Origin of the sequence: Roseivivax sp. GX 12232 (assembly GCF_021272185.1) — a bacterium.
Taxonomy (GTDB): Bacteria; Pseudomonadota; Alphaproteobacteria; order Rhodobacterales; family Rhodobacteraceae; genus Roseivivax.
Map to the genome: position 1 here is coordinate 243,296 of NZ_JAJSEC010000001.1, position 14,581 is coordinate 257,876.

12 protein-coding genes are annotated in these 14,581 nt (G+C 68.0%); 4 read left to right on the forward strand and 8 right to left on the reverse strand.

Translation table 11 applies throughout. The features are described 5' to 3' along the window. Positions 1-28 precede the first annotated feature (28 nt). The gene (gene pobA / locus LR948_RS01055) at positions 29-1,210 is read left to right on the forward strand and encodes a 4-hydroxybenzoate 3-monooxygenase (RefSeq protein WP_232752062.1); all 1,182 of its coding nucleotides are present in this window, start codon (positions 29-31) and stop codon (positions 1,208-1,210) included. 256 nt (positions 1,211-1,466) lie between these two features. On the opposite strand, the gene LR948_RS01060 is transcribed toward pobA, so the two are convergent. Continuing rightward, complete coding sequence (locus LR948_RS01060) at positions 1,467-2,501, reverse strand: hypothetical protein (protein WP_232752063.1); 1,035 nt, start codon at positions 2,499-2,501, stop codon at positions 1,467-1,469. Positions 2,502-2,911: 410 nt separating this feature from the next. Here LR948_RS01060 and LR948_RS01065 point away from each other — a divergent pair, with 410 nt between their 5' ends. Continuing rightward, complete coding sequence (locus tag LR948_RS01065) at positions 2,912-3,940, forward strand: hypothetical protein (protein ID WP_232752064.1); 1,029 nt, start codon at positions 2,912-2,914, stop codon at positions 3,938-3,940. A gap of 4 nt (positions 3,941-3,944) precedes the next feature. Beyond that, a complete protein-coding gene (locus tag LR948_RS01070) occupies positions 3,945-5,168 on the forward strand; it encodes a GNAT family N-acetyltransferase (protein ID WP_232752065.1) in 1,224 nt (407 codons plus the stop codon). A gap of 283 nt (positions 5,169-5,451) precedes the next feature. Here the strand turns inward: LR948_RS01070 and LR948_RS01075 are convergent, their stop codons facing one another. The 7 genes from LR948_RS01075 to glpD form a co-directional block, all read right to left on the reverse strand. Further along, on the reverse strand, positions 5,452-7,179 hold the full coding sequence (locus tag LR948_RS01075) for an ABC transporter substrate-binding protein (protein WP_232752066.1): 1,728 nt from the start codon (positions 7,177-7,179) through the stop codon (positions 5,452-5,454). Positions 7,180-7,221: 42 nt separating this feature from the next. Further along, positions 7,222-7,494, reverse strand: coding sequence for a DUF2160 domain-containing protein (locus LR948_RS01080; protein WP_232752067.1), 273 nt, complete (start codon positions 7,492-7,494; stop codon positions 7,222-7,224). A 72-nt stretch (positions 7,495-7,566) separates the two neighbouring features. Then, positions 7,567-8,463 (reverse strand): carbohydrate ABC transporter permease, encoded by an 897-nt coding sequence (locus LR948_RS01085; protein ID WP_232752068.1) that lies wholly within the window; start codon positions 8,461-8,463, stop codon positions 7,567-7,569. After that, positions 8,463-9,335, reverse strand: coding sequence for a carbohydrate ABC transporter permease (locus LR948_RS01090; protein ID WP_232752069.1), 873 nt, complete (start codon positions 9,333-9,335; stop codon positions 8,463-8,465). Before LR948_RS01090 ends, LR948_RS01085 begins: the two co-directional genes overlap by 1 nt. Before the next feature lie 2 nt (positions 9,336-9,337). Continuing rightward, positions 9,338-10,426 (reverse strand): ABC transporter ATP-binding protein, encoded by a 1,089-nt coding sequence (locus LR948_RS01095; RefSeq protein ID WP_232752070.1) that lies wholly within the window; start codon positions 10,424-10,426, stop codon positions 9,338-9,340. Position 10,427: 1 nt separating this feature from the next. Continuing rightward, on the reverse strand, positions 10,428-11,513 hold the full coding sequence (locus LR948_RS01100) for an ABC transporter ATP-binding protein (protein WP_232752071.1): 1,086 nt from the start codon (positions 11,511-11,513) through the stop codon (positions 10,428-10,430). A gap of 32 nt (positions 11,514-11,545) precedes the next feature. Then, positions 11,546-13,135, reverse strand: coding sequence for a glycerol-3-phosphate dehydrogenase (gene glpD, locus LR948_RS01105; protein ID WP_232752072.1), 1,590 nt, complete (start codon positions 13,133-13,135; stop codon positions 11,546-11,548). A 236-nt stretch (positions 13,136-13,371) separates the two neighbouring features. On the opposite strand from glpD, the gene LR948_RS01110 reads away from it, so the two are divergent. Next, entirely contained in the window at positions 13,372-14,139 is a 768-nt protein-coding gene (locus tag LR948_RS01110; protein ID WP_232752073.1) for a DeoR/GlpR family DNA-binding transcription regulator, read from the forward strand. The last annotated feature ends 442 nt before the right edge of the window (positions 14,140-14,581 follow it).

Below are 14,581 nucleotides of genomic sequence, written 5' to 3' on the forward strand. Positions count from 1 at the left end.
ACTATCGCGCCCAGGAGGCGTTCGATCAATGCGCACACAAGTCTGCATCATCGGGGGCGGGCCGTCGGGGCTCTTGCTGAGCCAACTGCTGCACCGCGCCGGCATCGACACCATCGTGCTGGAGCGCCGCTCGCGCGCCCATGTGCTCGGGCGGATCCGCGCGGGCGTCTTGGAATGGGGCTCGGTCGAACTGCTCGAGGAGGCCGGCGTCGCCCAGCGCATGTTCGCCGAGGGCAAGCCGCATGGCGGCACCTATCTCGCCGCGCAGAACCGCGGCTTCCGCATCGACTTCGAACGCCACACCGGGCGGCGCGTCATGGTCTTCGGCCAAACTGAAGTCACCGCCGAGCTCTACAAGGCGCGCGACGCCATGCAGGGCCAGATCCTGCACGAGGTCGAGGGCGTCGCCCTGCACGACCTCGACGGGCGCGCGCCTTTCGTCACCTTCACCCGCGAGGGCCGCGAAGAGCGCATCGATTGCGAGTTCATCGCCGGCTGCGACGGCTTCCACGGGCCGAGCCGCAAGGCCATCCCCGAAAGCGTCCGGCGCGAATACGAAAGGGTCTATCCCTTCGGCTGGCTCGGCGTCCTCAGCGAGACGCCGCCGGTCAGCGAAGAGCTGATCTATGCCAACCACGCCCGCGGCTTCGCGCTCTGCTCGATGCGCAGCGAAAACCTCAGCCGCTACTACGTGCAGACGCCCGCAGACGCGGATCTCTCCGCCTGGGACGACGACCGCTTCTGGGACGAGCTGCGCCGCCGCATTCCCGAGGATGCCGCCGACCGGCTGGTCACGGGGCCTTCGATCGAGAAGAGCATCGCCCAGCTCCGCAGCTTCGTCTCCGAGCCGATGCGCTGGGGGCGGCTGTTCCTGGTGGGCGACGCGGCCCATATCGTGCCGCCGACCGGCGCCAAGGGGCTGAACCTGGCCTTCGGCGACGTGCGCTATCTCTCCGACGCGCTGCGCGCCTATTACGACAGCGGCGAGGCGGCGGGCATCGACGGCTACTCCGAGACCGCCCTGAAGCGTGTCTGGAAAAGCGAGCGCTTCTCCTGGCAGCTCACCACCATGCTGCACCGCTTCCCCGAGCAAAGCGCCTTCGACCAGCGCATGCAGGAGGCCGAGCTGGAATACCTCGAAGGCTCCCCCGCCGCGCAGGCCAGCCTGGCGGAGAACTACGTGGGCCTGCCGTTTTACTCGCGGGGGTGAGGCTTGGGGGCTTGGTAGCTTGGCCCGTAGCTTCAGCTAAGCTTGGAGTGCGCAACAGCCGGTTAAGGGGCGCCCCTTTTCTCTAATCCCAGCGCCCGCCGGATCGCGCCCCGGCCCCTGCCCCAGTCACCGCCAATTCCGACGACCAAACGCCTCTCCAAAAAGAAACACCCCGGCGGGCACAAAGCCTCCCCCCGGGGTCTTCCCAAATCACACCACACCGAAAAGGCCCTCCCGTCGCCGGGAGGGCCGGCACTCATAACAGCACGTCGTAGCCCTCGACCGCGCCCGCCGTACCCTTGGTCCCCGGCGCCGTCCCGTTCGAGGCGCTGTAGGTCATCAAGGACATGACGTCCTCGCAGGTCGGATAGCCGTCGTCCTCGGCGAAATGGGTGAACTCCGGCAGGCTTTTCTTGGAGCCCCCCGAGCCCTTGGTCCCGCCGGACCCGCCGGACCCGCCGGAGCCCTTGGACCCACCGCTGCCGCCGGAGCCCTTCGACCCACCGCTGCCGCCGGACCCCTTGGACCCGCCGCTGCCGCGGGAGCCTCTCGACCCGCCGGAGCCACCGGAGCCCTTCGACCCTCCGCTGCCGCCGGAGCCCTTCGACCCACGGCTGCCGCCAGAGCCATTCGACCCGCCGCTGCCGCGTGAGCCCTTCGACCCACCACTGCCACCGGAGCCCTTGGACCCACCGCTGGCGCCGGAACCTCTCGACCCGCCGCTGCCACCAGAGCCCTTCGAGCCACCGGAGCCGCCAGAACCTTTCGATCCGCCGCTGCCGCCGGAGCCTTTCGACCCACCGCTGCCGCGGGAGCCCTTCGACCCGCCGCTGCCGCCGGAGCCCTTCGAGCCACCGCTGCCGCCGGAGCCCTTGGACCCACCGCTGCCGCCAGAGCCCTTCGAGCCGCGGCTGCCGCCAGAGCCTCTCGACCCTCCGCTGCCGCCGGAGCCTTTCGACCCACCGCTGCCACCGGAGCCCTTCGAGCCACCGCTGCCACCGGAACCCTTCGAGCCATCGCTGCCGCCGGAGCCCCTCGATCCGCCGCTGCCACCGGAACCCTTGGACCCGCCGCTGCCCTCGGGCTCGTCACTGTCCGTCTTCTCCCCGCCGTCCTTGCCGTCCTTGTCGAAGGCCGCCTTCAGGTGGGTGTCGTACCAGTCCGAGAAGGCATCCCCCTCGACCCCGCCGTTATGGTAGGAGTTTCCGCCGCTCGCGGCGGCGTTGTGGTGGGTGCCGCCTTCGCAGCCCGGATCGGAAAACCCGCTCTTAGACGTGTACCAATACGACATCTTCCCCTCCTCATCAGACACGCCGATCCCGCTCGCGCGAACGCGGTCGACGCGGGGCACGCGGTCGGCGGACCCGGACGTCGGAATGCTCCGTCAGCGTCGGAAAACGATTGGCCCAGCCTAGGGGCGCACCACGAAAAAGCCATATTTTCCCTAATTTGGACAAAATTCGGCCTTAATTGTTCGCAGTCTGAAAACGATCCCCGCGCATCACCCGCCAAGGCGAGCCATCCGGCACCAATCCGCGTGGCGGTTGTGTGGCGGGCGGCCCGAATCACGGCCTCGGGGAAATTCCACGCTCTGACCTCAAAAATGCCGGCTTCGCGGCGCAGGCTGCCGCCTGCCCCCTGCTCCGCGCGCGCCCCGCGCGGGCCGCGGGGGGACAGAGGCACAAACGGGCAGGACCTGGCATGGGCACAAGCGCAGACCGCAAGGCGCGGGTGATCGCGAGCGCCGAGGCGCTCTTCAAGGAGAGCGTCCGCGACCTGGAGGCGCCGGGCGGCGACGGCCGGTCGAGCTACCGGCTGGTCTTCTCCGACCGCACGATCATCGCCACGCTCCGCCCGAACTTCCGCCGCACCCATGTCGAGGCCTTCACGCTGCGCCAGCTCGGCCAGCATTGCGACGACCTGCCGGAGTGCCTGGGCGTCGACGGCGAGATCCTCTTTCAGTCGGATGTCGGCGGGCGGCGGCTCAACCTCGAGATCGCCAAGGCCGGCCGCGCGGCCAAGGCGGACCTGGCGCATCGGGCGGTCTCGGCGATCTTCCGCATCCAGGCGGCGGGCCGGGCGGCGGGGCTCTCCGAGGCGCTGCCGCACCTGGGCCAGAACGACGCCTGGCTCGAAGGGCTGGTCGCGGGCACCGACATCCTGGCCGATTTCTCCGAAGGCCGGAGCGCCGCGATCGACCGCGACCAGGCCAAGACCCGGCTTGCCCGCCCGGGGCGCCAATTCGTCAAATGGGACTGCCGCTCGGGCAATGCGGCGATCGGCGCGGACGACCGGCTGCGCTGGTTCGACTTCGAATATTCCGGCGCGCGCCACGGCGCCGAGGACCTGGCCTGGCTGATCGGCGACGAGGCCTGGCCGCTTGCGCCCGAGGACATGGAGGCCATCGTGGTCGACGCCTATGACCCCGCCCAGGGCGACACGCTGGACGCCTATCTCGACTATCTCGCGCTCTATCTCACCTTCCACGCGGCGCAGCGCTTCGATCTGCTGATCGACGAGGTCCGCCGCCGCGGCTGGCGCAGCAAAACCCGCGTGCGCAAATACGACAGCGTCGGCATGCACCCCGAGTTCGCCGCCCATATCTGCCGCGTCGGCGCCTATTTCGCGGCGCGGAATGCGCTGACCCAGCCCATGGCCCGCGACTTCGAGGAGGCCGAGCGGCACTTCCGCCAGGTCATCCGGTCGGGCATCGCCCTGGCGGAGGCCTGAGCCCATGAAAGCCGACACCCGCATCACCCGCGCCGCTCCCCGCCTCAGCACCGAGGTGGTCGACAGCCCCGCCGAGTTCGCCGCGCTGCGCCCCGAATGGGAGGCGCTCGAGGCCCGCGACCCCGAGGCGACGGTCTTTCTCAGCTGGGCCTGGATGAACGAGGCCTTCCGCGACCGGCCCTACCGCTGGAGTGTCTTCGTGGTCCGCGACGGCGGCGACGGCGACCGGGTGATCGCGCTTCTGCCGCTCAAGTACCGGCTGCACTGGTCGGTCAGCCGCAACGAGCTGCAGACCGAGATCGAGGCCGGCGGGCGGCTCCTTTTCAGCGAATACACCGGCTTTCTCTGCCAGCCCGAACAGGAGGCCGAGGCGCTGGCCGAACTGGCGGCCAAGCTCGCGCGGATGCCCTGGGTGCGCTTCTCCATGCGCTATGTCGCCCAGGCCCGCCGCTGCCGGGTCTTCACCGAGGCGCTCGAGGCCCAGGGCCTGCCGGTGCGCTTCCGCGACTACCGCATCAACGGCAAGACCACCGACAACCTGCTGTGCCCGCAGGTCGAGCTGCCCGAGAGCTTCGAAACCTACCTCGCGACCCAGGTGAGCCGCAGCAAGCGCCAGCGGCTCCGCAAGGACCGGCGCGCGCATTTCGAGGGCGGCGGCTACAGCATCACCCATGCGGATGCCGAGAGCTTCGAGACCGACCTCGCCGCGCTCACCCGTTTCTGGCTGGCCGCCTGGACCGAGAGCAAGGGCGCCGAGGTGGCGGAGCGCGTGGCAAGCAATTACGCCGCCGTCCTGCGCGCGGCGCAGGCGACGGGCACGCTCTTCCTGCCGGTCCTGCGGCGCGGCGGGGAGCCCATCGGCGCGCTTGGCCATGTCATCGACCGGGAGGCGGGCTCCGCGCATTTCATCGTGATCGGCCGCGACCCCGAGGCGGAGGAAAGCTTCATCGGCAGCGCGCTGCATTTCCACAGCATCGAATGGGCGATCTCGGAAGGGCTGATCTGCTACGACTTCTGCCACGGCAACGAGGATTACAAATACGGCTACGGGGCCGAGGACAGCGCGGTTCTCTACTTCGAGAGCCGCCGCCGCGATCCCGCGCCGGGCTTCGCCTTCGACGCGCTCTCTACCGGGGCGGCGTTGGAGCGGATCGAGGGTTTCCTGGCCGAGGGCAAACACGAGCGCGCCCGGGCCGCCTGCGCGCAGCTCGCGAATCTCTATTCCTGAGGGGGCGCGCGGTCTCGTTCTCAACGGTGAACCGTATTTCTCTGGCGGCGCGCGGCCTCGCTCTTAGCGATAAGCCGCATGGCCCTCGCGGCGCGCAGTCTCGCTAACAGCGGTGACCCGCATCGCCCTCGCAGCACCCACCCGAGGGCTCCGCCCGACAGCCCCCCTGCCCCGACAACCCTAGCCCACAAAAAAGACCCGGCGCGGGGATCTCCCAACGCCGGGCCGGAACTCATACGCGAAGCCCCCGGGCCGGTCTCCCGGCCCGGAGGCGATCAGGCACTTACTGCTGCCAGGACTGGATCAGCTCGTCGTAGCTGACGGTCTTGGGCTCCTCGTCCTCGTTCTCGAGCGCCGCCTTCGGTGCGCCGGCCTGCTCGAGCCAGTAGGAGGGATCCTGCTCCTCGTTCATCACCGGACCGAGATCGCCCTGCACGCCGGCGCGTTCGAGGCGCTCGAGCACCGATTCCTGCGCCTCGCAGAGCGCGTCGAGCGCCTCCTGCGGGGTCTTGGCGCCGGACATGGCGTCACCGATGTTCTGCCACCAGAGCTGCGCGAGCTTGGGGTAGTCCGGCACGTTCAGGCCGGTCGGCGACCATTCGGTGCGCGCGGGCGAGCGGTAGAACTCGACCAGGCCGCCGAGGTTCGGCGCGCGATCGGTGAAGTGGTCCGAGTTGATGGTCGACTCACGGATGAAGGTGAGGCCGACGTCGGACTTCTTCAGGTCCACGGTCTTCGAGGTCACGAACTGCGCGTAGAGCCAGGCGGCCTTGGCGCGGTCGGTCGGCGTGGACTTCAGGAGCGTCCAGGAGCCTGCGTCCTGGTAGCCGACCTTCATGCCCTCTTCCCAGTAGGCGCCATGCGGCGAGGGGGCCATGCGCCACTTCGGCGTGCCGTCCTCGTTCAGCACCGCATCCGCACCGTCTCCGACCATGTCGGCGGTGAAGGCGGTGTACCAGAACATCTGCTGGGCGATCTGGCCCTGCGCCGGAACCGGGCCGGCCTCGGAGAAGGTCATGCCCGCGGCGGTCGGGGGCGAGTACTTCTCGAGCCATTCGATGGCCTTGGTCACGGCGTAGACGGCCGCGGGCGAGTTGGTCGCGCCGCCGCGGGTCACGCAGGAGCCCACCGGCTGGTAGTTGTCGTTGACGCGGATGCCCCATTCGTCGACCGGGAAGCCGTTCGGCTCACCGGTGTCGCCCATGCCGGCCATGGACATCCAGGCGTCGGTGTAGCGCCAGCCGAGGCTCGGGTCCTTCTTGCCGTAGTCCATGTTGCCGAAGACCTCGCCCTCGACGCCCATGTGGCTCATGTCGCGGCCGGTGAAGAACTCGGCGATGTCCTCATAGGCGGACCAGTTGACCGGGACGCCCAGGTCGTAGCCGTATTCCGACTTGAAGTCCTCCATGTTCTTCTCGTCGGTGAACCAGTCGTAGCGGAACCAGTAGAGGTTCGCGAACTGCTGGTCGGGCAGCTGGTAGAGGTCGCCCTCGGGGCCGGTGGTGAAGGAGGTCCCGATGAAATCGTCGAGATCCAGCGTCGGCGAGGTGACATCCGCGCCCTCGCCCGACATCCATTCGGTCAGGTTGCGGGCCTGCTGGTAGCGCCAGTGGGTGCCGATCAGGTCGCTGTCGTTGACATAGGCGTCATAGACGTTCTGGCCGGACTGCATCTGGGTCTGCAGCTTCTCCACCACGTCACCCTCGCCGATCAGGTCGTGGGTGAGGTTGATGCCGGTGATCTCCGAGAAGGCCTTGGCCAGCACCTGGGCTTCGTATTCATGCGTGGTGATGGTCTCGGAGACGACCGAGATGTCCATGCCGCGGAACTGTTCGGCCGCGTCGATGAACCACTGCATTTCGGCTTCCTGCTCCTCGCGGGTGAGCACCGACATGCCGTCGATCTCGTTGTCGAGGAACGCCATGGCCGCCTCCATGTCGGCGAAGGCCGGCCCGGAGACCAGCCCCAGCGCGACCGCCAGGGCGGTGGTCGTTCTAAGTGAAACGTTCATTCGTAATCCTCCCGTTATTGAACGTTCTTCGAAAATGACCCGTCACACGAAGCGGAAGACCCCCGCTGCGAGCACGAGACATGCCAGGAGCGCATAGGGCTGCGGGGCGATCCCGAAGCCCAGCCACGCCAAATTCAGAAAGGCCGAGGCGAGAAGCGTGATGAACAGCCGGTCGCCCCGGGTGGTCTCGATCCCCAGGATCCCCACCCGCGGCGTCTCCGGCCGCTTGATCGCGAGGAAGGTGAAGAGGATCAGCAGCGCGGCGATCACCGCGAAGAAGGCCGCCGTGGGCCAGGTCCAGGCCATCCATGCCATGTCAGAGGCTCCCTTGGTTGCCGCCGCGCGCCCGGGCGCGCGGGGACCGCATCAGTTGGCGCGTCCGGGACATCACACCCTCCCCAGGGCGAAGCCCTTGGCGATGTAGTTGCGCACGAAGTAGATCACGAGCGCGCCGGGCACGATGGTCAGCACCCCGGCGGCGGCCAGCACGCCCCAGTCGATGCCCGAGGCACCGACGGTCCGGGTCATGGTGGCGGCGATGGGCTTGGCGTTGACCGAGGTCAGCGTCCGCGACAGCAGAAGCTCGACCCAGGAGAACATGAAGCAGAAGAAGGCCGCCACGCCGATGCCCGAGGAGATCAGCGGCATGAAGATCTTCACGAAGAACCGCCCGAAGGAATAGCCGTCGATATAGGCGGTCTCGTCGATCTCCTTCGGCACGCCGCGCATGAAGCCCTCGAGGATCCAGACCGCCAGCGGCACGTTGAAGAGGCAATGCGCCAGCGCCACCGCGATATGCGTGTCGAAGAGCCCGACCGAGGAATAGAGCTGGAAGAACGGCAGCGCGAAGACCGCCGGCGGCGCCATCCGGTTGGTCAGGAGCCAGAAGAACAGGTGCTTGTCGCCGATGAAGCTGTAGCGCGAGAAGGCATAGGCCGCCGGCAGCGCCACCGCGAGGCTGATCGCGGTGTTCATCAGCACGTAGATCAGCGAGTTCACGTAGCCCATGTACCAGGACGCATCGGTCAGGATGGTCACGTAGTTCTGGAAGGTCAGATCCCGCGGAAAGAGCGTGAAGCTGCCGAGGATCTCGGCGTTGGTCTTCAAGCTCATGTTCAGAAGCCAGTAGATCGGCAGCATCAGGAACAGCAGGTAAAGGCCCATGACCACCGCCGATCCGTTCGGGCGGAAGCGCCGCGCGGTCCTGGTCTTCACCCGCTCGCGGGAGGCGCTCAGATCGCCGGGAAGCGTCGCGGCGCCGGGGGCTGCACTGGTGTCGCTCATCAGCCTGCATCCCTTTTGTCGAGGTTGGTCATGACGGTGTAGAACACCCAGGAAATCGCCAGGATCACCAGGAAGTACATGATCGAGAAGGCCGCCGCGGGACCGAGGTCGAACTGCCCCAGCGCCATCTTCACAAGGTCGATCGACAGGAAGGTGGTGGCATTGCCGGGCCCGCCGCCGGTCACGACGAACGGCTCGGTGTAGATCATGAAGCTGTCCATGAAGCGCAGCAGGATGGCGATCATCAGCACGCCCAGCATCTTCGGCAGCTCGATGTAGCGGAAGACGGCCCAGCGCGAGGCCTGGTCGATCTTGGCGGCCTGGTAATAGGCGTCGGGGATCGACTGCAGGCCGGCATAGGCCAGGAGCGCCACCAGCGAGGTCCAGTGCCAGACGTCCATGACGATGACCGTGGTCCAGGCGGCGTAATAGCCCTGGGTGTAGTTGTAGTTGATACCGATGGCGTCGAGCGTGTAGCCCAGAAGCCCGATGTCGACGCGGCCGAAGATCTGCCAGATCGTGCCCACCACGTTCCAGGGGATCAGAAGCGGCAGCGACATGACCACCAGGCAGAACGAGGCCCAGAAGCCCTTCTTGGGCATGTTCAGCGCCACGAAGACCCCCAGCGGCACCTCGATGGCGAGGATGATCGCCGAGAAGACCGCCTGGCGTCCAAGCGCGTTCCACATGCGGTCGGAGTTCAGCATCTCCTCGAACCACATGATGCCGTTCCAGAAGAAGACGTTGTTGCCGAAGGTGTCCTGCACCGAGTAGTTGACCACCGTCATCAGCGGGATCACCGCCGAGAAGGCGACCAGCACCAGGACCGGCAGGACCAGGAACCAGGCCTTTTGGTTAACCGTCTTGTTCATGATCACGCCTCCCCTTGGCTGGCGGGGGTCACGCGCCAGTCGTTCTCATAGACATTGATGCCCCGGGGCTCGAACCGGATGCGGTCGGCGCCGCCGGGCACGCCCGCGCCCTCGGGCAGCGTGGCGTTGACCTGCCGGCCGCCGACCTCGAGCCGGACGATCTTGTGGCGGCCCACGTCCTCGACGCGCAGCACCTTGGCGGGCAGCCCCTCGCCGCCCGCGGCGAGCTGCAGGAACTCGGGCCGGACGCCGATCTGGGTGGCGCCCGCGCCGGTCTCGAAAGCCGAGGGCAGCGCGATCCGGGTCTCGCCGATGCGCGCCTCGGTCCCCGCAACCTCGGCGTCGAAGACATTCATGCCGGGCGAGCCGATGAAGTAGCCCACGAAGGTATGCGCCGGGCGCTCGAAGAGCTCCTGCGGGGTGCCGATCTGCACAACGCGGCCGTCATACATGACCACCACCTTGTCGGCGAAGGTCAGCGCCTCGGTCTGGTCGTGGGTGACGTAGATCATCGTGTGGCCGAAATCGTGGTGCAGCTTCTTCAGCTGGGTCCGAAGCTCCCACTTCATATGCGGGTCGATCACCGTCAGCGGCTCGTCGAACAGCAGCGCGTTCACGTCCTCGCGCACCATGCCGCGCCCGAGCGAGATCTTCTGCTTGGCATCCGCCGTCAGCCCGCGCGCCTTGCGGTCGAGCTCAGCCTCCATGCCGATCATCTGGCCGACCTGCTGGACGCGCCGGGCGATCTCTTCGGCGGGCATGCCGCGGTTCTTCAGCGGAAAGGCCAGGTTCGCGCGGACGGTCATCGTGTCGTAGACCACCGGGAACTGGAACACCTGGGCGATGTTGCGCTCGGCGGTGGGCGCGTCGGTCACGTCCTTGCCGTCGAAGAGCACCCGCCCGTGGCTCGGGCGCAGGAGGCCGGAGATGATGTTGAGAAGCGTGGACTTGCCGCAGCCCGAGGAGCCCAGCAGCGCATAGGCCTCGCCGTCCTGCCAGTCGTGGTTCAGCTCCTTCAGCGCGAAGTCGTCTTCGGAGCCGGGGTTCGGCAGGTAGGAATGCGCGAGGTTGTCGAGGGTGATCTTCGCCATGTCACGCGGCCTCCGAATAGGGCGCGGCCTGCTTCAGCGCGCCGGTGTCGTCGAAGAGGTAGACATGCGCGGGATCGAGATAGGCCGTGAGGCCCTGCCCCGGGGTCAGCGCGCGCACGCCATGCACCAGCCCGACCCAGCGGTCGCCGTGGTGGTCGAGGTGGATGAAGGTCTCCGAGCCGGTGATCTCGGTCACGGTCAGCGTGGTCTCGAAGGCCATGGCGCCCTCGTGCGGCTCGAGCTCGAGGTGGTTGGGCCGGAAGCCCGCGATGTAACGCCCGTCGGAGAGCCCGCCCAGGAGCGCCGGCGCCGAGGCCGACTGGCCGTCACCGAAATGCAGGGCCTCGCCGCGTTTCTCCACCTCGAGGAAGTTCATCGGCGGGTCCGAGAAGACCCGCGCCGTGGTCATGTCGGCGGGCTGGCGGTAGACCCGCGGCGTCGGGCCGAACTGGGTCACCCGGCCCTCCCAGAGGGTGGCGCATTGGCCGCCGAGCAGGAGCGCCTCCTCGGGCTCGGTGGTGGCATAGACGAAGATCGAGCCGGATTCCTCGAAGATGCGCGGGATCTCGGCGCGCAGCTCCTCGCGCAGCTTGTAGTCGAGGTTCGCCAGCGGCTCGTCGAGCAGCACAAGGCCGGCGTTCTTCACCAGCGCGCGGGCCAGCGCGCAGCGCTGCTGCTGGCCGCCCGACAGCTCAAGGGGCTTGCGCTCGAGCATCGGAGACAACTTCATCAGCTCGGCCGCCTCGCGCACCCGGCTGTCGATCTCGGCGCGGTCGAGGCCCAGGAGCCGCATCGGCGAGGCGATGTTCTCGTAGACCGTCATCGAGGGGTAGTTGATGAACTGCTGGTAGACCATGGCGACCTTGCGGTCCTGCACCCGCATGCCGGTCACATCCTCGCCCTTCCACAGGATGCGCCCGGTGGTGGGCACGTCGAGCCCCGCCATCAGCCGCATCAGCGAGGTCTTTCCCGCCAGCGTCGGGCCCAGAAGCACATTCATCGTGCCCGGGTCCAGCACCATGTCGGTGGGATGGATGTGGGTCTCGGACCCGACCACCTTGGACACGTTTTCGAGCGTGAGCGTCATCCGCCTCTTCTCCTCCTCGGGTCGCGCGCGCGTCACTGCGCGGCGAGCCGCTCCTCACCGGCGCGGCGGGCCATGAAGGCCGCCAGCGCCTCGGTCTCCTCCTGCCCGAGCCGGAGCCCGAGCTTCGTCCGCCGCCAGAGCACGTCCTCGGCGCTCGCGGCCCATTCGTGGTCCATCAGCCAGATCACCTCGGCCTCGGTCAGGCTGGCGCCGAAGTCGCGGCCCAGGTCGTCGCGGCTTTGCGCGGCGCCCAGAAGCGCGCGCGCCTCGGTGCCATAGGCGCGGACCAGCCGCCCCGCCCAGGCCATGTCGAGAAAGGGGTAATCCCGCGCCAGCCCGGCGATCTCGGCCGCGACCGCGTGATGCGGGAAATTGCCCCCGGGCAGCGGCGCGCCCGCGGTCCAGGCCCCCGGCAGCGCCGGGAAATAGCCCGAGAGCTCGCGCATCGCGCTTTCCGCCAGCCGCCGGTAGGTGGTGATCTTGCCGCCGAAGACATGCAGGACCGGCGCGCCGCCCGCGTCGTCGACCTTCAGCGTGTAGTCCCGCGTCGCCGCGGTGGCCGAGCTCGACCCGTCGTCGTAAAGCGGCCGCACGCCCGAGTAGGACCAGACCACATCCGCGGCCGAGATCGGGGTCTTCAGGTAGGCGTTCACGAAGTCGATCATGTAATCACGCTCGGCCTCGGTGCACTTCGGGGGGTCTGCGGGGGCATCGTGCTCCTGATCGGTGGTGCCGATCAAGGTGAAGTCGCGCTCATACGGGATTGCGAACATGATGCGGCCGTCGCGGCCCTGGAAGAAATAGCACTTGTCGTGGTCGAAGAGCCGGCGGGTGACGATATGGCTGCCGCGCACCAGCCGCACGCGCTCGCGGCTCTCGGTGCGGATGGTGCCGCGGATCACCTCGCCGACCCAGGGGCCGGCGGCATTCACCAGCGCCTTGGCGCGGATCTCGCGGTGGCCATTTTCGGTCTCGAGGGTGACGCGCCAGCCCTCGCCCGCGCGTTCGGCGGCGACGACGCGGCTGCGCGGCAGGATGGTCGCGCCGCGCGCCTCGGCGTCTCGGGCGTTCAGCACCACCAGCCGGGAATCCTCGACCCAGCAGTCGGAATATTCGAACGCCCGGGTGAAGCGGTCGTCGAGCGGCGCGCCCTCGGGGGCGGTACGCAGATCGAGGCTCGCCGTCGGCGGCAGGATCTTCCGCCCGCCCAGGTGGTCGTACATGAAAAGCCCCGCCCGGATCAGCCAGGCCGGGCGCCGGCCCTTCATCCAGGGCATCACCGTCGACAGGAGCTTCGACACCGGGGTGGTGCCCTCGAAGCGCATGTCGCGGTGCACCGGCAGCACGAAGCGCATCGGCCAGGAGATATGCGGCATGGCGCGCAGGAGCGTCTCGCGCTCTTCCAGCGCCTCGCGCACCAGGCGCACCTCGAAGTATTCGAGATAGCGCAGCCCGCCGTGAAAGAGCTTGGTCGAAGCCGAGGAGGTCGCCGAGGCGAGGTCCTTCATCTCGGCCAGCCCGACGGAGAGCCCACGCCCGGCGGCGTCCCGGGCGATGCCGCATCCGTTGATGCCGCCGCCGATGACGAACAGGTCGAACTCTTCCGATGGCCTCCCGGTCACTGCGCCCTCCCAAACCCAGCGTTTCCTTCGCCATCCCTACCGGAGCGCCGCGCGTTTTGAAACAAAAATTTTTCGGTTTTTTTCTTTTTCGCGCATTTGGGCGAGCGAGAATCCAGGGCGAAACGCGGCAATCCGCTGAAAAACGGCGATTTTCACCCCTAGCGGGCATGACTTCCGTTAGGGCAATTGACAAAAACGAAAACAGGGGAACAATGGCGTCAGGAGGACATGCCACCGTGTCACAATCGATCCGTTACCCGGAAATCCTCGAGATCGCCCGCCGCGAGGGCAAGGTCACCGTCGAGGGCCTGGCCGAGCACTTCGGCGTCACGCTCCAGACCATCCGCCGCGACCTGACCGACCTGGCCGAGGCCGGGCGGCTCGAACGGGTGCACGGCGGCGCGGTCCTGCCCTCGGGCACCACTAACATCGGCTACGAGGACCGCCGCGGGCTCAACGCCGAGGGCAAGGCCGAGATCGCCCGCGCCTGCGCCGCGGCGATCCCGCATGACTGCTCGGTCTTTCTCAACATCGGCACCAGCACCGAGGCCGTGGCCGAACAGATGCTCGCCCATCGCAACATCCTGGCGGTGACCAACAACCTCAACGTCGCGGCGATCCTGGCGCGCAACCCCGACTGCGAGGTGGTGGTGACCGCGGGCGCGCTCCGCCGCGCCGACGGCGGGCTGACCGGCGATCTGACCGAGCGCACCATCCGGCAGTTCAAGTTCGACATCGCGGTGATCGGCTGTTCGGCGATCGACGAGGACGGCGACATCCTCGATTTCGACATGCAGGAGGTGGGCGTGACCCGCACCATCCTCGAGCAGTCGCGCCGGGTCTTCCTGGTCGCCGATCACTCGAAGTTCCGCCGCAACGCCCCGGTGCGGGTGGCCTCGCTGGCGGACCTGGAGGCTTTCTTCACCGACCGCGCGCCCTCGCCCGCGCTGCGCGAGAAATGCGCCGAACGCGGGGTGGCGCTGCACGTCGGGGATCGGGCGTGAGGTGGGGGTTGGTGCGCTGGTGTGGTTGGCTGGGATGGGTCCAGCACCGGTGACGGCCCGTAGACGCTGAAAGCCCGGCAGACGCCCAGGACTGGCGATCGCACAACGTCGAAGAAAGGGCGCGCGCCGGACCGGGGGCCGGCGCTGCCGCCCTCCGAGCTGCGCGCTTTATCCCAACAAGGTCGGGACTAGCATTCCGCTATGCACGCCATCCGAAGGAGCGCCAGCCCAAGGGGCCGGTCCGGCGCGCGCCCGGCACCTTCGGTGCTATTCGGGCGCAAGGGGGTGCGGGTGGTGATGGGCGTCGCTGAAGGCAAGTGTTGGGTGGTTGGCGGGTCTTGTGGCGGAGCGTCATTTGAAGCCGTGCACCGTCCCGCTTGCTGCCGGAACCCAAGCGCGACCTAATCTCCAAACCAAAGCGCCTCACTCCCCCAGCGCGCCC